Origin of the sequence: Nonomuraea sp. NPDC049028, from assembly GCF_043197735.1 — a bacterium.
Classification (GTDB): domain Bacteria; phylum Actinomycetota; class Actinomycetes; order Streptosporangiales; family Streptosporangiaceae; genus Nonomuraea.
On the sequence record NZ_JBICTR010000008.1, the window covers coordinates 103,180 to 127,370 of the forward strand.

The following is a 24,191-nucleotide window of genomic DNA, read 5'->3' on the forward strand; positions in this document are numbered from 1 at the left end:
CGAGCCTTCTGTGAGCGAGCCTTCAGCGAGTGAGAGCGCTGTGGGCTGGGTCAAGAGCGAGCGGCAGCTCGAACGCGAGCGGGTCCGCAGGTCGCGGGCCCGGCGCTCGACGTCCATCGCCGGCGCCTCGACGATCGTCTTCCTCGTCCTGGCGGTGGTGGTGGTCACCCACTCGCCCGGCTGGCCGCGGGTGCGGGAGTCGTTCTTCAACCCCGAGTGGTTCGTCAAGGCGTGGCCGGAGGTCCTGACCGGGTTCCTGCTCAACATCAAGATGTTCCTGATCGCAGAGCCGCTGATCCTGCTTGTCGGGGTGCTGGTGGCCCTGGCCCGTACCGTCACGGCGCCCGCCTTCTTCCCGGTCCGGGCGCTGGCCACGCTCTACACCGACATCTTCCGCGGCGTGCCGACGATCCTGGTCATCTACCTGGTCGGCTTCGGGTTGCCCGCGCTCAGGCTGCAGGGCATTCCGACGGATCTGGCCACGCTCGGCATCATCGGCCTGACGCTCTCGTACGGCGCGTACGTGGCCGAGGTGTTCCGCGCGGGCATCGAGTCGGTCCATCCCAGCCAGATGGCGGCGGCCCGCTCGCTCGGTCTGAGCCACGTCAAGGCGATGCGGTTCGTCGTGCTCCCGCAGGCCACCCGGCGGGTCGTCCCGCCGCTGCTCAACGACTTCATCTCCCTGCAGAAGGACACGGCGCTGGTGGCCACCATCGGGCCGCTGGAGGCGCTGAGGTCGGCGAATATCATCGCGGCCAGCAAGTTCAACTACACGCCTTACCTGGTGGCGTCGCTGCTGTTCATCCTGCTCACGATCCCGATGGCCCGCTTCACCGACCACCTGGCCGCCCGTACGCGAAGGAGGCGCGGATGAGCCTGCTGACCATCGACGGGGTGTGGAAGAACTTCCGCGGCCACAGCGTCCTGCGCGGCGTCGACCTGGAGGTACGCCCGCACGAGGTGGTCAGCCTGATCGGCGCGTCAGGGTCGGGCAAGTCCACGCTGCTGCGCTGCGTCAACCTGCTGGAGACCATCGACGACGGCGCCATCCACCTTGACGGGCAGGAGATCACCGACCCTCGGGCGAACGTCGACGACGTACGCAGGCGGCTCGGCATCGTGTTCCAGGCGTTCAACCTGTTCCCGCACATGACGGTGCTCGACAACATCACACTCGCGCCCCGGCGGGTGCACGGGGTGGCCAAGGCCGAGGCGGAGGAGCAGGCGGGCGAGCTGCTGGCCAGGTTCGGGCTGGCGGACAAGGCCCGCTCCTACCCCGACCAGCTCTCCGGCGGCCAGCAGCAGCGGGTGGCCATCGTCCGCGCGCTGGCCACCAAGCCACGGCTGATGCTGCTTGACGAGGTCACCTCGGCGCTCGACCCGGTGCTGGTCGTGGAGGTGCTCCAGGTCGTCAGGGAGCTCAAGGACTCGGGCATGACGATGATCCTGGCGACGCACGAGATGGGCTTCTGCCGCGACATCTCCGACACGGTGTGCTTCCTGGACGGCGGGGTCATGCTGGAGAAGGGCCCACCGGAGATGATCTTCACCGATCCGGAGCACGCCCGTACGAGAGACTTCCTGCGAGCCGTGCTGGACTCCGGGCGGCTCTAACGCGGCGTCCACGAACGTCGGGCGAGTATCCGCTCCCCGAAGGGGGTCCCTTCCTGGAACCCCGACCACAACGGACCGCTTCTCCCGAAGGGGCTCCCTTCTAAGGACCTCAGCCACGGCAGACCGTTCTGTCCGCCCCCCCGGAGCCCTTCCTCGGAGCTTCAACCACGACGACCCGTTTTCGTCCGCCTCCCGAGGAGGTGCCCCTTTCTAGGGGCCCCGCCACGACGGACCGTCTTCATCCGCTCCCCCGGAGGGGTTCCTTCCTGGGGACCTCGGCCACGGCGGGCCGTTTCGTCCGCTCTCACGGAGGGGGTGCCCCCTTGGGGCCCACCCACGGCGGACCGTCTTCCTCCCGCTCCCCCGGAGGGGGTCCCTTCCTGGGGACCTCAGCCACGACGGGCCGTTTTCATTCGTCCCCCGGAGGGGGTATCCCTCCCGAAGGACACCAGCTACCACAGACCGTCACAGAGATTGAGACGGTCGTGACAAACCACCCGGGCTTAACGCCGATGGCGCCCTCTGGCATGGTTCAGGGGAGGCAGCTCAGGCTGGGCCAGCAGGCTGTGGCGCCGACCGTACACAAGGTAGACAAGCAGCCCGAAAGCCATCCACAGGGCGAACCACGCCCAGGTGAGCACCTGCAGATTCACCATCAGCCAGAGCGTCGCCACCAGGGACAGCGCGGGCAGCAGCGGCGAGAGCGGGACGCGGAAGCCGCGGTCGAGGTGCGGCATCCGGCGCCGCATGACGATCACGCCCGCCGCGACGAACATGAACGCGAACAGCGTCCCGATCACCACCAGCTGCTGCAGCGTGAACACCGGCACGAGCTCGGCCAGCAGGATCGCGATCACTCCGATGAGCAGCGTGACCCGCGTGGGGGTGTGATATTTGCGGCTGATCGTGGCCAGACGGCGCGGCATCAGGCCGTCGCGGGCGATCGAGAACAATACGCGCGTCTGCCCCACGATCAGCACCAGGATGACCGTGGTCAGCCCGAGCACCGCGCCGATGTCGATGACATGCGCCATCCAGTCGACGCCCACCACGCGGAACGCGCTGGACAGCGGCGAGTCGGGGGAGATGCCGGTGTAGGGGATCATGCCGACCATGACGACGGCCACCGCGAGGTAGATGACCGTGGCGATCACCAGGCTGCGGATCATGCCCTTGGGGATGGCCCTGGAGGCGTTCACGGTCTCCTCGGCGGCGGTGGCGACGACGTCGAAGCCGATGTACGCGAACGCGATGGCCGACGCCGCCGCGAACACCCCGAACCAGCCGAACGCGTGACTCTGCCCCACGATGATGTCGAGCACGGTCGCCGCCGGGGTGGTCAGGGGCTTCGGTTCGGTGTAGAGGTCGCCGAAGTTGGCCACTTTGACGTACCGCGCCCCGACGACGATGACCGCCCCGATGGCCAGCAGCTTGGCCGCCACCATCACCCACAGTGCCCGCAGCCCGACCCGCGCGTTGAGCGCCACGACGCTCGTCAGCACCACCAGGATGAACAGGACGAACACGTCCTCGACCACGTTCTGGTACGGCAGGCGCACCCCGAACCCGGTGATCGCCCGGACGGTGATCAGCGCCCAGGCCCTGGCCACCACGGCGACGGCCAGCTCCAGCTCCAGGATCAGCGCCCAGCCGATGATCCACGCCCATACCTCGCCGAAGATGACGTAGGTGAAGGTGTAGGCGCTGCCCGAGGTCGGCATCGTGGACGACAGCTCGGCGTAACACAGGCAGGCCAGCAGGCAGGCGATCCCAGCGATCATGAACGACAGGATCACTCCGGGGCCGGCCATGGTCGCGGCCTGCTGCCCGGCGATGCTGAAGATGCCCGCGCCGATCATCACACCGAGCCCGAGCACGACCAGATCGGCGGGCCGGTATAGCTCGGCGAGGCTGTGGCGCGCGCCTGTGCGTAACCCGGTCGCCGCGTCGGGCGGCAGCCGCCGGAGGATTGTCGACAAAGGCACACCCCGCTCAGGGAACCCGCCCACAGTGCCGCACCACACGCGTAACAGCAAGCACGGGACGATTACGCCCCGGTCACCAGCCATGCCGTACCGAGCGCCCGCTGTCCTAGCGTGATCAAACGTGCGATCATCCACACCCCGAGCGCGCACCAGAGTGCGACGATGCCGAATCCCGAGGCGAGAAAGGCACACGGCAGGTACGCGAGCGTCGTCCACAGGGCCGCCCACGCGAGGTAGCGCTGGTCACCCGCGCCGATCAGTACCCCGTCGAGCACGAACACCACGCCGCACACCGGCTGGAACAGCGCCACCGGCCAGAGCACGGCCAGCAACTGCTCGGTCACCTGTGGATCGGCGTCGAACAGGCCGGGCAGCAGCGGCCTGGCCGCGACGACGAGCACGCCGAGCGCGAACCCCGACCAGAGACCCCATCGCACCATGCGCCGGGTCGCGGCCCTGGTGGCGGCCACGTCGCCGGCGCCGAGCGTACGGCCGGTGATGGCCTGGCCGGCGATGGCGATGGCGTCCAGGGCGAAGGCCAGCAGGGTCCAGACCTGGGTGGCGATGGCGTACGCGGCCAGCTGGGCCTGGCCCATCCTGGTGGCCACCACGGTCGCCGCGATCAGCACGACGCGCAGGCAGAGGGTTCTGATGAGCAGCGCGAAGCCGGCCGTACCCGCCTGCTTGACGCCCGCCAGGTGAGGCGTGAGCGATATGCCGAGCCGCAGCGCTCCTCTGGCCACCACGACGAGGTAGACGGCCGCACCCAGCGTCTGAGCCAGCACGGTGCCCCAGGCCGAGCCCGCGATGCCCCAGTGCAGTCCGAGCACGAACCACGCGTTCAGCCCGGCGTTGAGCGCGAACGAGCCCACCGCGACGGCCAGCGGCGTGACCGTGTCCTGCAGGCCGCGCAGCACGCCCGTCCCGGCCAGCACGACCAGCATGCCGGGCGCGCCGAGCAACGAGATGCGCAGGTACGTCGTAGCCTGCCCGGCCTGCTCCGGGACCGCCCCGAACAGTCCGACGATCGTCGGGGCGAGCGGCCAGCAGACCGCGATGAGGGCGGCACCGATGGCCAGCGCGAGCCAGATGCCGTCCACGCCGCTGCGCATCGCCCTGGCATGATGGCCCGCACCGGTCTGGCGGGCCACGGACGCCGTCGTTCCGTACGCGAGGAAGACACAGAGGTTCACCACCGTGGCCAGGATCGTGCCGGCGACGCCGAGGGCACCCAGGGCGGTGGTGCCCAGCCCGTGCCCCACGATGGCATAGTCGGCGAGCAGGAAGAGCGGTTCGGCGACCAGCGCGCCGAACGCGGGCACGGCCAGGCGCAGAATCTCCCTGTCCTGCGACGTAATGGGCATTTACCCATTATGGCCATTACCCGGCGTGTCGGGCCAACTTTCTTTCCTCCACAGCCGGTGGACAAAGTTTTCGCAGGTCAAGTGGGGTGCTGTGGATTGTGGACAGAGTTATCCACAGCTCCGTCCACAGTTGTTTCACACCCTGAGCCGAATAGTGCACAGCTTGACCACAGGGTTGTCCACAGGCCGCGTTGCCGTCTCACCGCGAACCCGCGAAACTGTCACACCGGTCGACTACAAGTGGGGGTGGTGCGACCGCCTGCAAGGTGTTGAGGGGGCGCGGTGAGCATTGACGAAGAGGGCGGCGCAGGCCCGGGGTTCGAACGTACGCCGCCTAGCAACATCGAGGCGGAGCAGTCGGTTCTGGGCGGCATGCTGCTGTCCAAGGACGCGATCGCCGATGTGGTGGAGCTCATCCGCTCCGACGACTTCTACCGGCCCGCCCACCAGATGATCTATGACGTCATCACCGACCTCTACGGCCGAGGCGAGCCCGCCGACGCCGTCACGGTCTTCGACGACCTGCAGAAGCGCGGCGAGATGGCCCGCGTCGGGGGTGCCGCCTACCTCCACACGCTGACGGCCGTCGTCCCCACCGCGGCCAACGCCGGCTACTACGCGAAGATCGTCCGCGAGCAGGCCATCCTCCGCCGCCTCATCGAGGCCGGCACGCGCATCGTCTCCTTCGGCTACGGTGGCCAGAACGAAGAGGTCGACGACCTGGTCGACCGCGCGCAGGCGGAGATCTACAAGGTCACCGAGCGACGCACGTCCGAGGACTACGCGCCGCTGGCCGACATCATGCCGGGCGCCCTCGACGAGCTGGAGGCCATCGGCAGCCGCAGTGGGCAGATGGTCGGCGTGCCGACCGGCTTCCAGGACCTCGACCAGCTCACCAACGGCCTGCACCCGGGCCAGATGATCGTCGTCGCCGCCCGCCCGGCCATCGGAAAAAGCACCCTAGGTCTAGATTTCGCCCGCTCCGCGGCGATCAAGCATGGGATGACCACCGTCATCTTCTCGCTGGAAATGTCGCGTAACGAGATCACGATGCGTCTGTTGTCGGCCGAGGCGCGGGTGGCGCTGCACGCCATGCGCTCGGGCAGCATGGGCGACGACGACTGGACCAGGCTGGCCCGGCGGATGAGCGAGGTGGCCGAGGCGCCGCTGTTCATCGACGACTCGCCCAACATGTCGATGATGGAGATCCGGGCCAAGTGCCGGCGCCTGAAGCAGCGCAACGACCTGCGCTTCGTGGTGATCGACTATCTCCAGCTGATGAGCTCGCCGAAGAAGACCGAGAGCCGCCAGAACGAGGTCTCGGAGATCTCCCGTGCGATCAAGCTGCTGGCCAAGGAGCTGGAGGTGCCGGTCATCGCGATCTCCCAGCTCAACCGAGGCCCCGAGCAGCGCACGGACAAGCGGCCCGCGGTCAGCGACCTGCGCGAGTCCGGCTGCCTGACGGCAGACACCCGCATCCTTCGGGCCGACACAGGCGCGGAGGTGTCGCTGGGGGAGCTTCTGGAGTCTGGCGCACGCGACATCCCCGTGTGGTCGCTGGATGAGAAGTTGCGGCTCGTGCCGCGCACCATGACGCATGTCTTTCCCAGCGGAACCAAGGAGGCCTTCAGGCTGCGCCTGACGTCGGGCCGCGAGATCGAGGCGACGGCCAATCACCCCTTCATGACCTACGACGGCTGGCGACCTCTGGGGGAGATCGGACCGGGCACTCGCCTTGCCGTTCCGCGCCACGTTCCCGCCCCTCAAGATCTTCAGGAGTGGCCCGAGGAGGAGGTCATCCTCCTCGGGCACATGATCGGAGATGGTTCGTTCGTCAGGAACCAGCCGATTCGGTACGCAAGTACGGACGAGACTTGCCTGGAAGCTGTGACGATGGCCGCCACGCATTTTGGAGTGAATGCGGTCCGGGACGACTATGCCGCCGCGCGGGTCACCACGCTGCGGCTACCTGCCCCTTATCGGCTCACGCACGGCAAGCGCAACCCCATCGCCGCCTGGCTCGACGGCCTGGGTCTGTTCGGCCTTCGCAGTCACGACAAGTTCGTTCCCCAGGAAGTCTTCTCTCTGCCGAAGAAGCAGATCGCCCTGTTCCTGCGTCACCTGTGGGCGACAGACGGATGCGTCTGGTGGGACGAAAAGCTCGGCCAGCCGCGGATCTACTATGCCTCGACGAGTCGGCGACTGATCGACGACGTCGCGCGGTTGCTGCTCCGGTTCAACGTGATGACTCGCATCAAAACAACCCGGAAGGGCGACTACCCGCCGGGGTATCAATTGCACATCTACGGCGCGGAGAACCAGCTCCGGTTCCTGGAGGAGGTGGGCGTGGTCGGCGAACGAGCAAAGCATGCCGCTCGCTGCCTTCCAGCGCTGCGGGCAGCCAAGAGCAAGACCAACCTCGACACGGTTCCCCGTGAGATCTGGGACCGTGTTCGTGACGTGCTGACACAGAAGAGCATGACCCATCGGGCGTTCTCGAACGCGCTGGGGACCCAATTCTGCGGCAGCGCCTTGTGGAAGCACGCACCCAGCCGGGAGCGTCTGGGTCGGGTGGCGGCGATTCTGGATGACGCCCAGATGGAGATGCTGGCGACGAACGACGTCTTCTGGGACGAGGTCGTTTCGATCGAGAGCCTAGGAGAGCAGCCGGTCTATGACGCCACGGTGCTGGGAACCCACAACTTCGTCGCCAACGGGATCTCCGTCCACAACAGCATCGAGCAGGACGCCGACATGGTCATCCTGCTGCACCGCGAAGACGCGTACGAACGGGAGTCGCCGCGGGCAGGCGAGGCCGACCTGATAGTGGCCAAGCACCGAAACGGCCCCACGGCGACCGTCACGGTGGCCTTCCAGGGCCACTACAGCCGCTTCGTCGACATGGCCCAGCACTAGCCTCGGGCTTTGCAGGGCGGTCATGCCGCCTCGTCCGTGGGATCGGGGGTGGGAGCCAGTCGCATGCTGCCGGACTGGGCCTTCTCGTCGGGGAAGACCCACTTCCGGAACGCCCAGAAGCGGAAGACCATGGCAATCAGCGTGCCGATGATCTGCGCGCTCATGAAGTCGGCGATCTCCTGGGTCACCAGGCTCACATCCGGGGTCTCCAGGTGAAACACGTACCGGGAGATCCAAAGCGGCGCGGAGCTGAGCACCAGACCGACGCCACTGACCAGGAAGAACAGCGCCGCCTCGTGACGGCGCTCGCGGCCGCCCCTGGTCCGGAACGACCATTCGCGGTTCAACACGTAGGACACGATCGCCGCCACGAGCACCGCGATGATCTTCGCGGTCACCGGCTTCGGTTCCAAAATGGTGAGCTTCAGCCCGTAGAACACCGTGTTGTCGACTAAGAACGCTGTTCCACCCACCACCGCGAACTTCAGCAGCTCACGGTGCTTCAGCGCAAGGGCGTGCAGCGGGCCCGGTAATCTTTCGAGTACTGCGTTTGCTATTCGGAGCACCCTCGATCTTCTCACCGGTCCGGCACCGCAGAGCGTTGTCTTCCGAAGGGGTATCCAAAGGGATTCCCGGCCACGACAGGTCGGCTCCTGCCTCACCCCCGGAGGCGGTCCCTCCGTAGGGACTCCGGCCACCACGGGCCTGCTTCTTCCTCACCCCCGGAGGGGGTATCCCTCTAATTCGATGGGGACCGCCACGGACCGTCATAGGGATTGAGACGGTTGTGTGACGAACCATCTGAGGAACCGAGGTTCCGCGATTCCGTGAGCATGAAAGGTGGGGCTGGCCGGTTCAATAGCCGATGGTGAAGCGCCGCTGGACGAAGCGCGGCAGTTCCGCCTCGTCGACGAGGGCGACGGCGGCGTCCTCCGAGGAGATTCGGCTGCGTCCGTCGGCGTCGAGGATCGGTTGGTCGCCACCGATCCGGAAGCGGCCGGTGCGCCGGCCGGGAGCGATGTCCTCGGCCGGGCTGAAGTAGGTCCAGAGCCGGTTGGACGTGCGCAGGATGTTCAGGGCGTCCCGATGCCCGCGTACGGCGGCGGCGTACTCCCTCGGCAGCCCAATCTGATCGAGGCTCTCGTGCAGGAGTTCGTCGGAGTCGGCTCGTACGAGGCCAGGCTCGATCTCCAGGCTGCCGGCGCCGCCGATCACGATCAGCCGGGTCCGGGGGTGACTCTCCAGCGCCTTGAGCAGCGCTCGGGCGGCGGTGGCGTAGACCGTGGGATCGGCGATCGACCGCGACACGGTGTCGGCGAAGTCGTCGGCGGCGTTGCCAGGCTGGAATCCGCTGATCAAGACGTCCAGCCCGGGCAGGACCGCGGCGACGCTTCCGGCATCGAGGACGTCGACGCTCTTCCAGACGATGTTCTCGCGCTCTTCGCTGATCCGGGTGGCGTCGCGGCTGAACGCTGTGACGTGATGCCCCCGGTGGAGGGCTTCGGTGACGACGCGGCTTCCGATGCCGCCCGTGGCGCCGATGATGCCGATGTGCATGGGTCTCCCTATGTGTTCGCTGTCAGACGCGTGCCTCGCTGTCAGACGTGACGAGACTATACGGCGTGAAGTTTTTATACGGCAAGCAGTCTGGTGACGCTGTAGAGTGGCCGCTGTGGGAAGTACGGGAGGACGCCGCGAACGGCTGCGGGTCGAGACGACGGCGGAGATTCAGCAGGTCGCGCTCAGGCTGATGGCCTCGGGCGGACCTGACGCGATCACACTGCGGGCCATCGCCCGTGAGATGGGCATGACCGCCAATGCGATCTACGGCTACTTCGCAACTCGCGACGATCTGGTCACGAAGCTGATCAACGAGGTCTACACCGCGCTGGCCGATGCCGTGGACGCCGCATGGGCCAAGGCCCCGGCCGCGCGTCCGGCCACTCGGATCCAGACATGGGCGCGCGCCTTTCGGGACTGGGCTCTGGCCAATCCCGAGGGATTTCGCCTCATCTATGGCGACCCCGTGCCCGGCTATCAAGCTCCCGAGGGCGGCGCCGCACCGGACGCCGCGCACCGGGTCTGTACGGGCATCGCCGCCCTGGCGGACGCCGCCTGGCCGCACGCCCAACACCTTTACGCGCACAGTGACTTCCAATGGTCCGACTTCGACGGCGGGCTTCTCGGCAAGGTCCGCCCGGCATTCCCCACCTTGCCGCCGGCCGGCGTGGCACTCGCGCTGCGCATCTGGGGCCACCTGCACGGCCTGGTGTCACTGGAGATCTATGGACACCTGCGTACCCAGACGATCAGTCCCGACAAGCTCTTCCAAGAAGAACTGGCCCAGCTCGTCCGGTCACTGGGCATCGAATCCGAGGCGTGACGGCCCGCAGTGGGTCGGCGATGTGGTCCGCGCGCTGCGGGCCGCCGCCGTAGCTCGACGGCGGCCCGCAGCCGCCTTCTGCGGAAGCTGACGCCCCGGGCGGTTATCAGCCTCCGCTGACGGTGCTGTCCGTCTTCTCAGTGGTGCCGGGAGAGTCGTCCGTCTTCTCACTGGTGGACGGGCCGTCGCCGGTCGAGTCAGTGGTCGGCGGAAGGTTCAGCGCGGTCGCCTCGCAGGGGGCCACCGCCCCCTTGACCACCTCCAATGAGATCGCGGTAGGCGGCTTGTCCGCCTGGTCGACCGAGACCGCCAGGACCAGCGTCTGGCCGGAGCCCGCCTGCCCCTTGCCGATCAGGAACGCCATTCCCGTGCCGACCGTCCTGATCAGGAAGCTGTTCTTGACCCGCCCGTCGCCGGCCCCGTGCCCGCCTCGGGGGTTCTTGCAGGTCTGGTCCGCCGGCAGGTAGTCGACCACCGCCGTCACCCCCGCCGCGGCCAGCTTGGCCGTCAGCTCACCGGGGTCACGAAACTCGCTGATCCGCACCTCGACTGATCCGTCCGCGTTCCTGGTCACGGCGAAGGCCGGGGTGGCGGCTCCGCCGTACACGTTCATGGCCACCACGGTGGCCGCCGTGACCCCCGCCACCGCGGTGGCCAGTCCTACGACACGCCCGGTCCTTCGGCGTCGCGCCGGTGGCTGGACGACCGGGTCCGCCCTCCTGCCGGCGATGTCGTCCTTGAGTGCGGTGAGCAGACGCTCCTCGAAGTTGTTCATGCCTGTCCCTCCACGTACACAGCCGACGGCGAAGCGACGTCTTCCAGGGCGCGTCTGGCCCGGTGCAGGCGGACTCGGGCGGTCACCCCGTTGATGCCCAAGGCCACGGCGGCCTCCTTGACGGTGAGCTGATCGATCGCCACGAGCTCAAGCACGGCCCGCTCGCCCTCGGGCAGGTCGCGCATGGCCGCCAGCGCGCGCCGCGTCTGGCGCTCGGCGTCGATCCGTTCCTCCATGCGGTCGAGGTCGTGGTCGTCCATCATTCGCCGGCCCGCGACGCGGCTGGTCGCCTTCGCCTCGCGGGCCGTGCGTCGATACTGGGCGGACACGACGTTGCGCGCCACGCCGTACAACCAACCGGTCTCGCTGCCTCTGCCGGGGCGGTAGGTGTGCCCGGAGTCCAAGACCGCCAGGAAGATGTCGGCAGTCAGGTCGGCGGCCAGGTGTGCATCGCTCACCCGGCGTACGACGAACCGCATGACGCCATCGACATGGCGGCGATAAAAGGCCTCAAAGGCCTCGGGGTCCTCGTTGAGGCGCACAGGCCTCGCTCCCTTCGTCGCTCGCCCTACACCTCTACTTGGACCGAGCGACCCGAAGCGTTTCCGGTCAGGACGGCACCGCTGACCGACGTGTCGTCCTGGCGGGCGCCGTTGACGTGCGTCGGGCGGAGATCAGAGCGGCCGGAGTCGTTCGGCGATGTCGAGCCAGACAGTGACCTCGGCGGCGGTGAAGTGCCGGATCGCCCAGTCGACCATGCGCAGACTCATGTGCGCCCAGCAGGCCGGCGCCGCCTCCTCGGACACCATCCCGTCGAGCAGCCGAGCGAGCTCCGGGGCCCGGTGCGTGAGGTCGAAGCGCAGTGTGAAGAGATCGAAGTCCGCGTCACCCTGTGTGGCGCCGTCCCAGTCGATCACTCCGGTGACCGTGCCCGAGGCGTCGACCAGCACGTTCTCGGGATGGAAGTCGGTGTGTACGAGGTCGGGGCCGTCCAGCCGCTCTGGGAGGGCGGCGCCGATCTCCTCGACCTGGTCGAGCAGCCGCCGCGTGCGGCTGTCGTACGTCCGCAGCGGCTCGTGCAGGCAGAAGCCCGGCCCGTCGGCGCGCAGGAAGAGCGCGAATCCGGGCAGATCCGTACGGCCGGCCAGCAGGCCGCGGCAGCGCCGGTTGACGTCGAGCATGGACTCGATCGTGACCCGGGAGGGCTCGAGCGGGGGAGAGCCCGGCAGCAGCTCCTGCACCACAACCGGCGGGCGCACCAGCTCGTAGCGCGGCGCAGGGACGCCCGCCGCGCGGGCCACCTCCAGCAGCGCGCCGACATCGGGTCCGCGGCTGAGCACCGACCGGCGGCCGTCGGGCCAGCGCACGTACGCGGCGCCGACCTGGCCGCCGGGGCACGGGCCTTCATAGACGAGCGGTACGTCGAGCTCGCGCAGAACGCCGTCGATGTCGAGGCGGGGCACGCGGGGGAGTGTCACGAAGACCGATCCTCGCCGGTCCTTCAGCTGCGACACAACTTCCGGTGTGACACAACAGACAGCGGCTCCCGGAATCCCGGCTGATCGTCCCAGTGCTGCAACGAGAGAGTGAGCTTCAACTGAAGGGAAGCACGCCATGACCATCCTCGTCGCCTACGACGGCTCAGCCGACTCGCGCGCCGCCATCGAGTTCGCGGCCAAGCACCTGGCCGCCGAGCCCACGCTCATCGTGACCGTGTGGGAGCCGCTGCTCGTGCAGCTCAAGAGGTATCCGCTGGCCGGTGCCGCGGTCCTCGCCGACTCCAGTGAGGAATGGCGGGTCCAGGCTGAGCAGTACGCCAAGGAGGGGGCCGAGCTGGCGATCGCGGCCGGGCTCGCGGATGTGACGTATCGGGCGGTGGCCGACAACGAGTCGATCTGGCGGACGATCGTCGACGTCGCGGACGAGGTCGACGCGTCGCTGGTGGTCACGGGGTCGCGAGGACTTGCCGGCGTACGCTCCGTGCTCCTGGGCAGCGTCTCCAACCACGTGCTGCACCACGCCCACCGGCCGACCCTGATCGTCCCACCGACCAAGCACTGATCGGTCCACGACCGTTTTCTGGGCGCGACGGACCGTCTTCTTCCTCTCCGAAGGGGCTATCCCGTCAAAAGGACCCCAACCACGACGGACTGTCACAGGGACCGAGACGGCCGCGTGACGAACCGCCGTGAAAGACCGCCTAGCACGCGGCCGGTGGGGCCGAGCAGCCGTCCTTGGACGGGGTGAGCCGGGTGTCGATGCGCCTCGCCCCCGGCCCTTCGTTGCCCAGCCGGTCGTGCGGGTTGGCCAGTGCGCACCGGTCGAGCGACAGGCACCCGCACCCGATGCACTCCGTGAGGTCATCGCGGAGCCGCTGCAACTGCTCGATCCGGTCGTCGAGTTCGCTGCGCCAGGCCGCCGACAGCCGCGCCCAGTCGTCACGGGTGGGCGTGCGCTCCTCGGGCAGTTCGCTCAGGGCGTCCTTGATGGTCCGCAGCGGGATGCCCAGCCGCTGCGACAGCCGGACGAACGCGACCCGGCGCAGCGTGTCACGGGTGTAGCGCCGCTGGTTGCCCGCGGTACGGCGGCTTCCGATGAGCCCCTTGGCCTCGTAGAAGTGCAGCGCCGACACGGCCACGCCGCTGCGCTCGGCGAGCTGGCCGACCGTCAGCTCCTTGGAGTTCCACGCCACCTTGGTCATAACCTCAAGAATACTTGAGGAATACCGGCCGGAAGTGGGTGACCAGCTGTCGGCCGTCGAAGATGTGCAGCGCGTACGCGGGCGGCAGGTCGTACGTGACCGGGATCTCGGCCTCGGTCTCCACACTGGTCAGGCAGGTGGAGATGACGCCGGGTGCGACGACGAGCGGCAGTCCGGCGAACCGGGCCGACACGGCGGTGTGCGCGTGGCCGGTCAGCACCCCGGCCACGTGCGGGTGCCGTGACAGCAGGTCCGCCAGCCGTTCCGGCTCGTGCAGCCGGATCTGGTCGACGTACGGGATGCCCAGCTCGATCGGCGGATGGTGCATCCCCACGAACGCCGGGACGTCGGGCCGCTCCGACAGCACCTCGTCGAGCCAGGCCAGCGTCTCGTCGGCCAGGTAGCCGTGGTCGTGGCCGGGCACGCTCGAATCGGCCAGGGCGATGGTCAGGTCGTCGAGCCTGAGCGCCTGGTTGGCCGGGCCGAGCAGCTTCTCGAACTCCGGCACCGCGTCATGGTTGCCCGGACAGATGGCCATCGGCCGCTCGTCGCGGAGCAGCTCCTTCGCGATCGTGTATTCCTCCGGCAACGCGTGGTCGGCGATGTCACCCGTGACCAGGATGGCGTCGAGGCCCAGGGTACGTAGATGCTCCATGACCTGCCGCGTGCGCTCGACGCTCTCGTCGGAGCCACCGATGTGGGTATCACTGATCTGCGCAAAAATCGCCACCTGAGCACCCTATTCCACGTGTACGGGCCGCTCGAAGAACGTCTCCAGCACGACGACCGTCTGGGTCCCGGTCACGCCGTCCACCTCGAACACCTGCCGCAGGACCTGTTGTAACTCCCTCGTGTCGGCCGTACGGACCTTGAGCAGCACCGAGGCGGGACCGGCGATGACGTGGGCCTCCTCGACCGGTGCGATGGCCGCCAGCCGCGCGGCGGCGTCCCCCATCCAGGCGCCGCCGTCGACCAGCACATACGCCACGACCTCGCGCCCGAGCGCGGCCGGATCCACCTCGATCGTGGTGCGCTTGATCACCCCACGTTCGCGCAGCTTGCGCACCCGCTCGTGCGCCGCCCCACTCGACAGGCCGACCGCCTTGCCGAGAACCGCGTACGACCGCGTGGCGTCTTCTTGAAGCAGGCCGATCAGCATCTTGTCGATCTCGTCCATGACAGTATGCTATTCGACTATGCAGCCATTCCACCAAACACCATATGGCCACATCCCCACGGAGCTCGAAGCGCTGGATGAGCGCTTCGCCGTGGTCGGCGGTGACGACCTGGTCGAGCGGATCTACTTCGGCACCCGCTGGGCCGAGGGGCCCGTCTATTTCCCGGCGGGCCGGTTCCTGGTCTGGAGCGACATCCCCAACGACCGGATGCTGCGCTGGGACGAGATGACCGGCGCCGTGGGCCCGTTCCGGCAGCCCGCCGGCTACGTCAACGGCAACACGCTCGACCGCCAGGGCCGCCTGATCTCGTGCGAGCAGGGTCAGCGGCGGGTCACCCGCACCGAGGCCGACGGCTCCATCACCGTGATCGCCGACCGGTGGCAGGGCAAGCGGCTCAACAGCCCGAACGACGCGGTGGTCCGCTCTGACGGCTCCATCTGGTTCACCGACCCCGCCTATGGCATCGACAGCGACTACGAGGGCTTTCGGGCCGAGCCGGAGATCGACGGTTGCCATGTCTACCGCGTCGATCCGGTGACGGGCGAGGTGACCCGGGTGGCCGACGACTTCGACCGGCCCAACGGGCTGGCCTTCTCGCTGGACGAGTCCCGTCTGTACATCGCCGACACCCGCCGCAGGCACATACGCGTGCTCGACGTGCACGACAACGGCACGCTCTCGGGCGGCAAGGTCTTCGCGCAGGGAGGCGACGACGACCGCTTCGACGGGATGCGGCTGGACGATACGGGCCGGGTGTGGGCGGCGGCGGGCAAGGCGGTGCTCTGCCACGACCCCGACGGGACGCTGATCGGCCGGCTCCGCCTGCCCGACGATGTCGCCAACCTGGTGTTCGGCGGCCTCAAGCGCAACAGGCTCTTCATCGCGTCCTCGTCCTCGCTCTACTCGGTGATGCTGAACGTCACGGGCGCCCGCCCCGTCTGGTCCTAGCGCCACTCCCGGCGAAAGCAACCGGATCAGCGCTACTCCCAGCGGAACAACCGGATCGCGATCCCGCCGAAGACCAGCAGCCCGGCCGCCATGACGACGAGGTGCAGCGGCTGCGGCGCGTGGCCCGCCCAGGTGTCGCGCAACGCCTGGGCGAACGGCCCCGCCACCGAATAGTCGCTCACCACCCGCAGCGCGTCCGGCATGACCTCACGCGGGATCCACATACCCGCGACGAACATCAGCGGGAACATCACCACCGACCCGATCGCCGACGCCGCCCTCCCCGACGGCGCGACCGAGGCGATCACCAGCCCCAGGGCCAGCAGCGCGGCCGAGCCGAGCAGGAAGACCAGCGCGAAACCGAGGAGTTGCCGGGGTATCGCCACGCCGCGCACCAGGTTCCCGACCACCGCCAGGAGGAGGACCGACACGGTGCCGATGGCCAGGTTGATGATGAGCTGGGCGGCCAGCAGCCGCCCCGGCGGAACGGGCGTCGTCGACATCCGCCTGAGCACCCCCTGCTCGCGATAGGTGACCAGGACTGCCGGCAGCACCGAGCAGGCGAGCGTCAGCACGGCGAGCAGGGCCATCTGGGCCGGCAGTTGGGTGTCGATGAACCGCTGGCCGCCCATAGCCGGATCGGGCTTGGACAGGTCGGGGATGCTGCCGAGCCCCAGCAGAAGGGCGAGCGGCAGGCCGATGGTGAAGACCACCGTGGGCCACTGCCGCAGATGCAGCTTGGTCTCGACGAAGAGAATCTTCCTCATGACAGCTTCCTTCCGGTCAGTGCGAGGAACGCGTCGTCGAGCGTGGCCTGCTCGATGCGCAGGTCGGCGGGTACGACCTCATGCCGGGCGAGCGTCAGCATGACGGAGGTGGCGAGGTCGCCGGTGCCCGTCACCACGACCTGCTCGCCGCTCCTGGCGACCTCGCTCACCTCGGGCAGGGCCAGCAGGAGGTCGTCGGAGAAGGGCGCGGTCGGCCGGAACCGCAGCCGCTGCGCCCCGCCCACCTGGGCGATCAACCCCGTGGGCGTGTCGGTGGCGACGACCCGGCCCGCGTCGATGAGCGCGACGCGGTCGCAGAGCCGCTCGGCCTCCTCCATGAAATGAGTGACGAGCACGATCGTCACGCCGGAGTCGCGCACCTGCTCGACCAGCTGCCAGGTGTCCCTGCGGGCCTGCGGGTCGAGGCCGGTGGTGAGCTCGTCGAGCACTGCGACACGTGGCCGCCCCACCAACGCCAGCGCGATGGACAGGCGCTGCCGCTGACCGCCGGAGAGTTTGCCAAAGCGCTCCTCCCGCTTGCCGCCGAGCCCGACGCGCTCGATCAGCTCGGACCAGTCGGCCGGATCCGGATAGAAGGAGGCGTAGAGATCCAACGCCTCCCACACCTTGATCTTCTCCGGCAGTTCGGCACTCTGCAGCTGCGCGCCGAGCACCCGCCGTAACGCGTCCCTGTCCTGGTGGGGGTCGATCCCGGTCACGCGTACGGTGCCACGATCGGGAGTGCGCAACCCCGCGACGCACTCCACGGTCGTGGTCTTGCCGGCGCCGTTCGGGCCGAGGATGCCGAAGATCTCGCCATCCGACACCTCGAACGACACGTCATCCACCGCGACGTGATTCGGGTACCGCTTGTGGAGGTTCCTGACCTCGATGACTTTCATGCCTTAGACGCTAGGAATTCCGGCTGTCGCCGAGAATCGGGCTGGGTACCCGGCAAAGGTGTATCTAGGTGCAATATGCGGGATGCTCCGGGTCGCGCACACTGGGAGCATGCTGAGAAGGTACGGCCAGGCCGCAGGGCTGCTGGCGCTGATCCTCGTCGAGGTGCCCGCCACCGTCGTCTCGTTCGGCATGCTCGTCCTGACCTTCGGCCTCGGCGTGGTCCCCCTCCTCCCGCCGCAGGTGCGGCTGGTCAGGCGGGTGGCGGAGCACAGGAGACGGCTGGTCGGGGAGTGGTTAGAGGTCCGGATCGACTCGCCGTACCTGCCCAAGCCGCCGCCCCCGCAGCGGCAGGCCGACGGGATGTACCGCTCGCACCGCACGCTGTACAAGTCGCCGCGGGTGCCGGCCTGGAACGACCGGTGGAAGTGGCTGGTCACCGACCCGGCGACCTGGCGCGACTGCGTCTGGCTGGTCCTGGACCCGGTGGTCAAGCTGGGCCTGCTGCCGCTGCTCCTGCTGCTGCCCGACCGCGGGCTGCGCGTCTACGGCATGTGGTGCGAGCTGGTGCTGGCCCCGACCGCGGCGAGCCGCCTGGCGGGGCAGGTCAGCCACCTTCAGCGGGTACGCAACCTGGCGGCCGACACCCAGTCCGCGGAGATGCGCAGGATCGAGCGCGACCTGCATGACGGCACGCAGGCGCGGCTGGTGGCGATCGGCATGACGCTCGGCGCCGTCGAGCAGCTCGTCGACACCGACCCGGCCGCGGCCAAGGCGCTGCTGTCCAAGGCCAAGGAGGCGTCCTCGGAGACGCTGACCGAGCTGCGTACCGTCATCCGCGGCATCCACCCGCCGGTGCTGGCCGAACGCGGGCTCGCCGACGCCGTGCGCGCCCTGGCCATCGACAGCCCGCTCCGGGTGAACGTGGACGTCGACCTGCCGCACCGCCCGGAGCCGCCGGTGGAGGCCGCCGCCTACTTCGCGGTCAGTGAACTGCTGTCCAACGCGGCCAGGCACGGCGGGGCCGCCACGGCCACTGTCGACATCAGCGGCAACGGCTCCGACCTGCGGATCTCCGTGATCGACGACGGCATGGGCGGCGCCGACCCCGGCAAGGGCAGCGGCCTCATGGGCATAGAGCGGCGGCTGGCGGCCTTCGACGGGGTGCTCGCGGTGCACAGCCCGCCCGGCGGGCCGACCGCGGTGACCATGAGCATGCCCAAGGTCCTGCCGTACCACTGGGCGGGCAGCCTGCCCAAGCTGCCGCGCTGGAAAGCCGCCGTGGTGGTCGCGCTCTGGCTGACCTCCTGGTGCCCGCTGTTCCCGCAGGGCATCGTGGCGGGCATCTTCAAGGTCTTCGGCATCCCGGAGAAGGCCTGGTTCCTCGCGTTGTACATGCCAGAGCCGTGGCAGTGGCCGGTCATCCTGTTCATGATCGCGCTCGGCTGCGCCATGTACCTGACGGCCACTCTGCTCCCGGCCTGCCACAACAGGGATCGCTGGTGGGCGGAGGCGACGCCGCGCCGTCTATGGTTCAGCAGATGAACCGTGTTCTCGTCGCCGAAGACCTCTACCTTCTCAGAGACGGCCTGGTCCACCTGCTCCAGGCGCACGGCTTCACGGTCGTGGCCGCCGTGGAGAGCGGGCCCGAGCTGCTCAAGGGGCTGATCGAGCTGCGCCCCGACGTCTCGATCGTGGACGTACGGCTGCCGCCCACCTTCACCGACGAGGGCCTGCAGGCCGCGCTGGCAGCCCGTCAGCAGGTGCCCGGCCTGCCGATCCTGGTGCTGTCGCAGCACGTCGAGCAGCTGTACGCGCGCGAACTGCTCGCCGACGGGTCCGGCGCGATCGGCTACCTGCTCAAGGACCGGGTGTTCAACGCCGAGCAGTTCATCGACGCCGTACGCCGGGTCGCCCAGGGCGGCACCGCGATGGACCCCGACGTGATCGCCAAGCTGCTGGCCAGCAACGCCAGGAACGAGCCGCTGGCCGCCCTCACGCCACGTGAGCGGGAGGTGCTGGAGGCGATGGCCGAAGGGCGCTCCAACGCCGCCATCTCTCAGCGGCTCTACCTCAGCGAGAGCGCGGTGGCCAAGCACACGGCCGGCATCTTCGCCAAGCTGGGTCTGGCGCCTTCTGACGACGACAATCGCCGGGTCCTGGCGGTGCTCGCCTACCTCAACAGCAGATAGTCGCATTGTCGGTGGCACCGGCTACCTTTCATAGGAGGCAGCAACACGAAAGGGTGGGTCAGGTGAAAATCCGGGTAAACCGCGATGTTCTGGCAGACGCGGTGGCGTGGGCCGCCAGGGTGCTGCCCAGCCGCCCTGTGGTGCCCGTGCTCTCGGGCCTGCTGCTGGGCGCCGACGAGGAGCTGAGCCTGTCCGCGTTCGACTACGACGTCTCGGCCCAGGCCAGGATCGACGCCGACGTGGCCGAGCAGGGCCAGGTGCTCATCCCCGGCCGCCTGCTCGCGGAGATCAGCCGTAGCCTGCCCGCCGACGACGTCGAGATCGTCACTGAGGGGCAGGAGGCGGTCCTGACCTGTGGCAGCGCCGAGTTCGGCCTGATCACGATGCCTGTCGAAGACTTCCCGACCATGCCTACGATGCCACCGAGCATCGGCGCCATCGGCGGCGGCGTCTTCGCCTCGGCCGTGGGCCAGGTCGCGCCCGCCTCCAGCCGTGACGACACGCTGCCGATGCTCACCGGCATCAGGGTCGACATCGAGGGCGAGTCGGTCACGATGGCGGCCACCGACCGCTACCGCATCGCGGCCCGCGACCTCACCTGGCGCCCGGCCACACCCGACGTCGCGGTGTCGGCCATGGTGCCCGCGCGTGTGCTGGTCGACGTGGCCAAGACGCTGCGCGGCGGCGAGGTGGCGGTGGCGCTGGGCGACGGTGTGGCGGGCTTCGAGAGCGTCGGCCGCAGCACCACGGTCCGCCTGCTCGACGAGCAGTTCATCGACTACCGCGCCAGGCTGACCGCCGACTGGTCGATCAGGGCCGACGTGCCGGTGACGGCGTTCGTCAACGCCATCAAGCGGGTGGCGCTGGTGGCCGAGCGCAACACCGCGATCCGGCTGTCGTTCAGCCAGGGCCACGTACGCATCCAGGCCGGCGGCGGCGACATCGGCCGGGGCTCCGAGGTGGTCGAGTGCGAGCTGCGCGGCGACGACATCCAGATCGCCTTCCAGTCGCAGTTCCTCCTCGACGGCCTGACCGGCATAGAGACCGACCTGGCCCGTCTCAACATGGAGTCACCGACGAGGGCCGCCCTGATCCAGGATGTTCCTGGCGACGGGCAGCCCAGCTTCCGCTACTTGGTGATGTCGCTGCGCCTCGGGTGACCCTTGCGGGTCATGCGCCCTCGGTGCGGGTTATTCGCCCTCGGTGAGCGCGATGAGAATGTGCTCCATGCAGGCATGCCCGGCGCGCTCGGCGGCGGTGGCGTCGCCCGAGGAGATGGCGCGCGCGATGGCGTCGTGCGGGATGTAGCTCTTGTTCAGCGACGTGCCCGCGGCCGTGATGCTGGCCCGTAGCGCCGCCGAGAAGTCCTCATAGAGGTCGATCAGCACGAGGTTGTGCGTGGCATGCGCCACGGACATGTGGAAGGCCAGGTCGGCCTCGACGAAGGCGTCCGGATCGTCCAGCTCCCAGGCGCGGTCGCGCTCGGCCAGGGCGGCCTCGATGCGCAGGATGTCCTCGTCGGTGCGCCTGGTGGCGGCCAGGCGAGCAGATTCGACCTCCAGTGCGCGGCGCACCTCGAGGATCTCCAGCTGCTCTGCCTGGCGCAGACGCCTCAGCATGGCGCCGGAGAGCTCGCTGGTGGCGCGGACATAGGTCCCGTCACCCTGGCGGCACTCCAGCAGCCCGGCGTGTGTAAGCGCGCGTACGGCCTCGCGAACGGTGTTGCGTCCCACTCCGAGCTGCTCCGCGAGCACCGTCTCAGTTGGGATCTTGCCGTTCATCTGCCACAACCCTGAGGTGATCTGCTCCTTGAGCTGATCGATCACCTGGTCGACGAGCGAAGCTCGCTGAGCCGTACGCAGACTCACAGTCCGCCTCCTCCGGGGTGCCAGTCATCCCATGAGTCAATGACTGGTAGACCCTAATTATTCCAGACTCAAAAACCAAATCTGGAGCTCCCGGAGGGCTAGCGGTTCACTGAAACGTCGATCTTCACCCCTGCCAGTGCGGAATGGACTCCGGCGGCCTCCAACGCCCTGCGATAGGCGCTGGTCTGCTGGGCCTTGTCCCCGGAGCTGCCGTAGAGGTCGCCCAGCTCTCGCCAGCAGCGTGCGGCCTGCCTGTCGGAGCCGAACACCGGACGGTTGAGCGTCTCGAGCAGCTGCCGAGCCTCGCCGAGAGACCTCGACGCGTCGGCGTCCAGGGCGAGCGCGACGGTGGCGAGCACGAGGTGGGCCTCGGCCGGTGCCGTGCCCGGGGCGTCGTGCACCAGGTCGAGCGCCGAGGTGGCCAGCTCGCCCGCTCGCACGGCGTCGCGCGCCCGCAGCTTGACCCTGGCGTGCGCGATGAGGCTCTCGCCGTGCTCCTGCGTGCTGCCCGCGGTGCTCGCGAACACGCGAGTCGCCGCTTCGGCCCACCGGTCGGCTTCGGCGATCGGCGCGGAGTCGAGCCTGGCCCAGTGCATGGCCACGCGGGCCAGCTGCAGCGTGAGCCTGGTCGGCCGGCCCGCCATGATCGCGTCGTCGGCCAGGCGTACGGCCAGTGCGGAGTCCTCGCCACCGGCCGCGGCCACACTGGCCTGCCAGAGGGCGTGGATCTCAGCGGAACGGTCCACAATCTCAGGCACGCCGCTGGCGTCGAGCACCCGCCGGACGAATCCGAGCTCGGGAGAGTCGCCCTCGCGTCCGCTGCGCACCTCTACCAGCGCGGCGGCCAGGTCGATGGCGATCTCGCCTTGCGTGACGGCCAGCCGCTCCGCCTGCTCCAGCGCGTGAGCGGCCAGGTCGCGGGCCCTCAGGCGGTCGCCCGCCCGCTGGTAGCAGCGGCTCAGCGCGACGGTGAGCGGCAGGTCGGCCAGCCGCTCAGGATGGGCCGCCGCCTCCCTGCGCAGCCGCTCGAACGCCTCGACCGCCTGGCCGAGCCGTCCTTGCGCTTCGAGGGCACGGGCCCTGCCGAGGCGGGCGTGCGCGGTCAGCAGTGCGTTCTCCTCGTCGGCCGCCTTCACGATCTCCGTGAAGCGGTCGGCCGCGAGGACGGGGTCGCCATGCTGTAGCTCCAGCTCAGCGTGGCGCAGACCGAGCTCGGTATCGATGCGCTGCCGAGGCTCGATCCCATGCAGGAGGAACTCGGTGGTGCACCCCAGGCGCTCGGCCAGGAGTCTTGCTACAACCGGAGTCGGAGTCCGCTTGCCCGACTCGATGAGCGAGACATAACTGTCAGACAGGTCGGGTCCGGCCAGTTGGGCCTGTGACATCCGCCTGTTTAGCCGCAGTCCTCGGACGCGGTCACCGATGGTTCCCTGACTCGGCATCTCATCTCTCAAGGCGGGGAAGGGTCAACACTCCGCAATGATTGCATGAAGTGGCGCAATCGGGTATCCCCACGTGAAGAATTCCCCACGGCAGGATTAATCGTCGCTGTCGTCCTTGCTGGGGAAAAGCATCTGGCACACTTCGAGGTACAGAGTCTCCGGATACGGAATGTACTCGACTGTTGACAGTGCCTGATCCTGACCAGCGGATTCAAGGATGAACTCACCGTAACCGAGCATGCGCCCAAGGAGAGATCTTTGGAAGCTCATGTCGGTGACCTTGCCCAATGGCATCATCGCGACTTTGCGCGTGATGAGGCCTGTGGTGAGCAACATCCGCTTTGAGGTAACCACAAAGTAGTCGACCGACCACTCCGCGACTTTCCAAACAAAGCGGATCAAGAGCAGAAGCCAGAGCCACCAGACGACGACGAGGGCCGTGCTGCTCCCCTCGCCGCCGAAAATCTTGCTGAGCAACCCGGCGATGATGAGGCCGCCGAAGACTTCGGCGACCGGGCGAAGCAGCACGGCTGGGTGACGCCGTACCATGATGACCTGTTGTTCGTGGGGGAGAAGGTAGCGGTTGACCGACGCCGGAGCAGAGTCCCCGTGGGTCACAAGTCTCATGCGAGGTTGTTCACAAATTGGGCCAGTGAGTCGGCCGCGTTGATCACGTTGTCGAACACTCCTCTGACCGCGTCCGCGGCATCGGTTGGTCGCGCGAACAGGTAGTACGCCACAAAAGCCATACCACCGTATGTGAGGACCTTTTTGACCTGCACTGTCGCCTCCGTACCACTTACCTACTCCACCCGCTCTCTACATTACCCACCCCAATGCCGGGGTAAAGGTAACTTGACGGGATAGTTTTGATCTTGCTTAGCCGCGTTCGCTGGCCACGAGAGCCAGGACGTGAAGGTGCTTGCGCGCGATCCGCTCGACGAGACTCGGATGGGCGTAGCCCGTGACCTCCAGCGCGCCGTAGTGCGCCGCTTCGACGCAGCGCGTTACGGTGATCGCGGAGTGGATGCCGGCGAACTCCTCGCGGAGTGCCGTCTCCACGTCCGCGTACGGACTTGGCTCCGCCTCGGTGTGGTCGCTCACGACAACACCTCGGTAGCCGGAAAAATGCTCATCGCTGCTCCCCCCACGCGCATG

At 68.3% G+C, this 24,191-nt stretch carries 26 protein-coding genes; 9 read left to right on the forward strand and 17 right to left on the reverse strand.

Annotated features, from left to right (window positions below):
• The first annotated feature begins 10 nt into the window (after window positions 1–10).
• Window positions 11–874, forward strand: coding sequence for an amino acid ABC transporter permease (locus ACGFJ2_RS30755; RefSeq protein ID WP_393474157.1), 864 nt, complete (start codon window positions 11–13; stop codon window positions 872–874).
• Window positions 871–1,614, forward strand: a complete 744-nt coding sequence (locus ACGFJ2_RS30760; protein ID WP_393474160.1) for an amino acid ABC transporter ATP-binding protein — start codon at window positions 871–873, stop codon at window positions 1,612–1,614. The genes ACGFJ2_RS30755 and ACGFJ2_RS30760 overlap by 4 nt, the downstream gene beginning before the upstream one ends.
• Window positions 1,615–2,117: 503 nt before the next feature.
• Here the strand turns inward: ACGFJ2_RS30760 and ACGFJ2_RS30765 are convergent.
• Together ACGFJ2_RS30765 and ACGFJ2_RS30770 are read right to left on the reverse strand one after the other, a co-directional pair.
• Window positions 2,118–3,593 (reverse strand): APC family permease, encoded by a 1,476-nt coding sequence (locus tag ACGFJ2_RS30765; RefSeq protein WP_393474163.1) that lies wholly within the window; start codon window positions 3,591–3,593, stop codon window positions 2,118–2,120.
• 68 nt (window positions 3,594–3,661) lie between these two features.
• Window positions 3,662–4,963: an MATE family efflux transporter gene (locus ACGFJ2_RS30770; RefSeq protein WP_393474166.1), complete on the reverse strand. Its 1,302-nt coding sequence runs from the start codon at window positions 4,961–4,963 to the stop codon at window positions 3,662–3,664.
• Window positions 4,964–5,335: 372 nt separating this feature from the next.
• On the opposite strand from ACGFJ2_RS30770, the gene ACGFJ2_RS30775 reads away from it, so the two are divergent.
• Window positions 5,336–7,879, forward strand: a complete 2,544-nt coding sequence (locus ACGFJ2_RS30775) for a replicative DNA helicase (RefSeq protein ID WP_393475082.1) — start codon at window positions 5,336–5,338, stop codon at window positions 7,877–7,879.
• 20 nt (window positions 7,880–7,899) lie between these two features.
• Here ACGFJ2_RS30775 and ACGFJ2_RS30780 read toward each other — a convergent pair whose 3' ends face one another.
• Complete coding sequence (locus ACGFJ2_RS30780; RefSeq protein ID WP_393474169.1) at window positions 7,900–8,445, reverse strand: GtrA family protein; 546 nt, start codon at window positions 8,443–8,445, stop codon at window positions 7,900–7,902.
• Between the two features lie 289 nt (window positions 8,446–8,734).
• Window positions 8,735–9,436: an NAD(P)-dependent oxidoreductase gene (locus ACGFJ2_RS30785; RefSeq protein ID WP_393474172.1), complete on the reverse strand. Its 702-nt coding sequence runs from the start codon at window positions 9,434–9,436 to the stop codon at window positions 8,735–8,737.
• Window positions 9,437–9,551: 115 nt separating this feature from the next.
• Here ACGFJ2_RS30785 and ACGFJ2_RS30790 point away from each other — a divergent pair, with 115 nt between their 5' ends.
• The gene (locus ACGFJ2_RS30790) at window positions 9,552–10,262 is read left to right on the forward strand and encodes a TetR/AcrR family transcriptional regulator (RefSeq protein ID WP_357938105.1); all 711 of its coding nucleotides are present in this window, start codon (window positions 9,552–9,554) and stop codon (window positions 10,260–10,262) included.
• Window positions 10,263–10,368: 106 nt separating this feature from the next.
• Here the strand turns inward: ACGFJ2_RS30790 and ACGFJ2_RS30795 are convergent, their stop codons facing one another.
• The 3 genes from ACGFJ2_RS30795 to ACGFJ2_RS30805 all read right to left on the reverse strand — a co-directional run bounded on the left by ACGFJ2_RS30795 (window position 10,369) and on the right by ACGFJ2_RS30805 (window position 12,515).
• Window positions 10,369–11,037, reverse strand: a complete 669-nt coding sequence (locus tag ACGFJ2_RS30795) for a hypothetical protein (protein WP_393474175.1) — start codon at window positions 11,035–11,037, stop codon at window positions 10,369–10,371.
• On the reverse strand, window positions 11,034–11,579 hold the full coding sequence (locus ACGFJ2_RS30800; protein ID WP_393474178.1) for an RNA polymerase sigma factor: 546 nt from the start codon (window positions 11,577–11,579) through the stop codon (window positions 11,034–11,036). Before ACGFJ2_RS30800 ends, ACGFJ2_RS30795 begins: the two co-directional genes overlap by 4 nt.
• Before the next feature lie 132 nt (window positions 11,580–11,711).
• Window positions 11,712–12,515: a phosphotransferase family protein gene (locus ACGFJ2_RS30805; RefSeq protein WP_393474181.1), complete on the reverse strand. Its 804-nt coding sequence runs from the start codon at window positions 12,513–12,515 to the stop codon at window positions 11,712–11,714.
• Window positions 12,516–12,651: 136 nt separating this feature from the next.
• Between ACGFJ2_RS30805 and ACGFJ2_RS30810 the strand changes: the two genes are divergently transcribed.
• Complete coding sequence (locus ACGFJ2_RS30810; RefSeq protein WP_357938097.1) at window positions 12,652–13,098, forward strand: universal stress protein; 447 nt, start codon at window positions 12,652–12,654, stop codon at window positions 13,096–13,098.
• 139 nt (window positions 13,099–13,237) lie between these two features.
• On the opposite strand, the gene soxR is transcribed toward ACGFJ2_RS30810, so the two are convergent.
• Genes soxR through ACGFJ2_RS30825 form a run of 3 tightly spaced genes read right to left on the reverse strand, consistent with a single transcriptional unit; the run spans window position 13,238 to window position 14,915 of the window.
• Window positions 13,238–13,738, reverse strand: coding sequence for a redox-sensitive transcriptional activator SoxR (soxR, locus tag ACGFJ2_RS30815; protein WP_393474184.1), 501 nt, complete (start codon window positions 13,736–13,738; stop codon window positions 13,238–13,240).
• Between the two features lie 4 nt (window positions 13,739–13,742).
• Complete coding sequence (locus ACGFJ2_RS30820) at window positions 13,743–14,468, reverse strand: metallophosphoesterase (RefSeq protein ID WP_393474187.1); 726 nt, start codon at window positions 14,466–14,468, stop codon at window positions 13,743–13,745.
• Window positions 14,469–14,477: 9 nt separating this feature from the next.
• Window positions 14,478–14,915, reverse strand: coding sequence for an Lrp/AsnC family transcriptional regulator (locus ACGFJ2_RS30825; protein WP_393474190.1), 438 nt, complete (start codon window positions 14,913–14,915; stop codon window positions 14,478–14,480).
• 19 nt (window positions 14,916–14,934) lie between these two features.
• Here ACGFJ2_RS30825 and ACGFJ2_RS30830 point away from each other — a divergent pair, with 19 nt between their 5' ends.
• Window positions 14,935–15,864, forward strand: a complete 930-nt coding sequence (locus ACGFJ2_RS30830) for an SMP-30/gluconolactonase/LRE family protein (RefSeq protein WP_393474193.1) — start codon at window positions 14,935–14,937, stop codon at window positions 15,862–15,864.
• Between the two features lie 32 nt (window positions 15,865–15,896).
• Here ACGFJ2_RS30830 and ACGFJ2_RS30835 read toward each other — a convergent pair whose 3' ends face one another.
• Both ACGFJ2_RS30835 and ACGFJ2_RS30840 read right to left on the reverse strand, forming a co-directional pair.
• Entirely contained in the window at window positions 15,897–16,631 is a 735-nt protein-coding gene (locus ACGFJ2_RS30835; protein WP_393474196.1) for an ABC transporter permease, read from the reverse strand.
• Entirely contained in the window at window positions 16,628–17,533 is a 906-nt protein-coding gene (locus ACGFJ2_RS30840) for an ATP-binding cassette domain-containing protein (RefSeq protein WP_393474199.1), read from the reverse strand. Before ACGFJ2_RS30840 ends, ACGFJ2_RS30835 begins: the two co-directional genes overlap by 4 nt.
• Before the next feature lie 109 nt (window positions 17,534–17,642).
• Here ACGFJ2_RS30840 and ACGFJ2_RS30845 point away from each other — a divergent pair, with 109 nt between their 5' ends.
• From ACGFJ2_RS30845 to dnaN, 3 genes are all read left to right on the forward strand, one after another.
• Window positions 17,643–19,076, forward strand: a complete 1,434-nt coding sequence (locus ACGFJ2_RS30845; RefSeq protein ID WP_393474202.1) for a sensor histidine kinase — start codon at window positions 17,643–17,645, stop codon at window positions 19,074–19,076.
• On the forward strand, window positions 19,073–19,723 hold the full coding sequence (locus tag ACGFJ2_RS30850; RefSeq protein ID WP_225300970.1) for a response regulator transcription factor: 651 nt from the start codon (window positions 19,073–19,075) through the stop codon (window positions 19,721–19,723). Before ACGFJ2_RS30845 ends, ACGFJ2_RS30850 begins: the two co-directional genes overlap by 4 nt.
• 62 nt (window positions 19,724–19,785) lie before the next feature.
• A complete protein-coding gene (gene dnaN / locus ACGFJ2_RS30855) occupies window positions 19,786–20,883 on the forward strand; it encodes a DNA polymerase III subunit beta (protein WP_357938081.1) in 1,098 nt (365 codons plus the stop codon).
• A gap of 30 nt (window positions 20,884–20,913) precedes the next feature.
• Here the strand turns inward: dnaN and ACGFJ2_RS30860 are convergent, their stop codons facing one another.
• From ACGFJ2_RS30860 to ACGFJ2_RS30880, 5 genes are all read right to left on the reverse strand, one after another.
• Window positions 20,914–21,591 carry a FadR/GntR family transcriptional regulator gene (locus tag ACGFJ2_RS30860; RefSeq protein WP_225300972.1) on the reverse strand — a complete coding sequence of 226 codons (678 nt, stop codon included), beginning with the start codon at window positions 21,589–21,591 and terminating at the stop codon, window positions 20,914–20,916.
• Window positions 21,592–21,689: 98 nt separating this feature from the next.
• Window positions 21,690–23,033: a helix-turn-helix transcriptional regulator gene (locus ACGFJ2_RS30865; RefSeq protein WP_357938077.1), complete on the reverse strand. Its 1,344-nt coding sequence runs from the start codon at window positions 23,031–23,033 to the stop codon at window positions 21,690–21,692.
• 96 nt (window positions 23,034–23,129) lie between these two features.
• Window positions 23,130–23,660, reverse strand: coding sequence for a PH domain-containing protein (locus ACGFJ2_RS30870; protein ID WP_225300974.1), 531 nt, complete (start codon window positions 23,658–23,660; stop codon window positions 23,130–23,132).
• Window positions 23,657–23,815: a hypothetical protein gene (locus tag ACGFJ2_RS30875; protein WP_225300975.1), complete on the reverse strand. Its 159-nt coding sequence runs from the start codon at window positions 23,813–23,815 to the stop codon at window positions 23,657–23,659. Before ACGFJ2_RS30875 ends, ACGFJ2_RS30870 begins: the two co-directional genes overlap by 4 nt.
• Window positions 23,816–23,912: 97 nt before the next feature.
• The gene (locus tag ACGFJ2_RS30880; RefSeq protein WP_357655252.1) at window positions 23,913–24,137 is read right to left on the reverse strand and encodes a hypothetical protein; all 225 of its coding nucleotides are present in this window, start codon (window positions 24,135–24,137) and stop codon (window positions 23,913–23,915) included.
• Window positions 24,138–24,191: the final 54 nt, after the last annotated feature.

What these genes read in the sequence shown, in the direction of transcription:
- ACGFJ2_RS30760 (WP_393474160.1), top strand. Translation starts at nt 871, where the DNA reads ATGAGCCTGCTGACCATCGACGGGGTGTGGAAGAACTTCCGCGGCCAC.
- ACGFJ2_RS30770 (WP_393474166.1), bottom strand. Translation starts at nt 4,963, where the DNA reads ATGCCCATTACGTCGCAGGACAGGGAGATTCTGCGCCTGGCCGTGCCC.
- ACGFJ2_RS30775 (WP_393475082.1), top strand. Translation starts at nt 5,336, where the DNA reads ATGCTGCTGTCCAAGGACGCGATCGCCGATGTGGTGGAGCTCATCCGC.
- ACGFJ2_RS30785 (WP_393474172.1), bottom strand. Translation starts at nt 9,436, where the DNA reads ATGCACATCGGCATCATCGGCGCCACGGGCGGCATCGGAAGCCGCGTC.
- ACGFJ2_RS30795 (WP_393474175.1), bottom strand. Translation starts at nt 11,037, where the DNA reads ATGAACAACTTCGAGGAGCGTCTGCTCACCGCACTCAAGGACGACATC.
- ACGFJ2_RS30810 (WP_357938097.1), top strand. Translation starts at nt 12,652, where the DNA reads ATGACCATCCTCGTCGCCTACGACGGCTCAGCCGACTCGCGCGCCGCC.
- soxR (WP_393474184.1), bottom strand. Translation starts at nt 13,738, where the DNA reads ATGACCAAGGTGGCGTGGAACTCCAAGGAGCTGACGGTCGGCCAGCTC.
- ACGFJ2_RS30825 (WP_393474190.1), bottom strand. Translation starts at nt 14,915, where the DNA reads ATGGACGAGATCGACAAGATGCTGATCGGCCTGCTTCAAGAAGACGCC.
- ACGFJ2_RS30830 (WP_393474193.1), top strand. Translation starts at nt 14,935, where the DNA reads ATGCAGCCATTCCACCAAACACCATATGGCCACATCCCCACGGAGCTC.
- ACGFJ2_RS30835 (WP_393474196.1), bottom strand. Translation starts at nt 16,631, where the DNA reads ATGAGGAAGATTCTCTTCGTCGAGACCAAGCTGCATCTGCGGCAGTGG.
- ACGFJ2_RS30840 (WP_393474199.1), bottom strand. Translation starts at nt 17,533, where the DNA reads ATGAAAGTCATCGAGGTCAGGAACCTCCACAAGCGGTACCCGAATCAC.
- ACGFJ2_RS30845 (WP_393474202.1), top strand. Translation starts at nt 17,643, where the DNA reads ATGCTGAGAAGGTACGGCCAGGCCGCAGGGCTGCTGGCGCTGATCCTC.
- ACGFJ2_RS30850 (WP_225300970.1), top strand. Translation starts at nt 19,073, where the DNA reads ATGAACCGTGTTCTCGTCGCCGAAGACCTCTACCTTCTCAGAGACGGC.
- ACGFJ2_RS30865 (WP_357938077.1), bottom strand. Translation starts at nt 23,033, where the DNA reads ATGCCGAGTCAGGGAACCATCGGTGACCGCGTCCGAGGACTGCGGCTA.
- ACGFJ2_RS30870 (WP_225300974.1), bottom strand. Translation starts at nt 23,660, where the DNA reads ATGAGACTTGTGACCCACGGGGACTCTGCTCCGGCGTCGGTCAACCGC.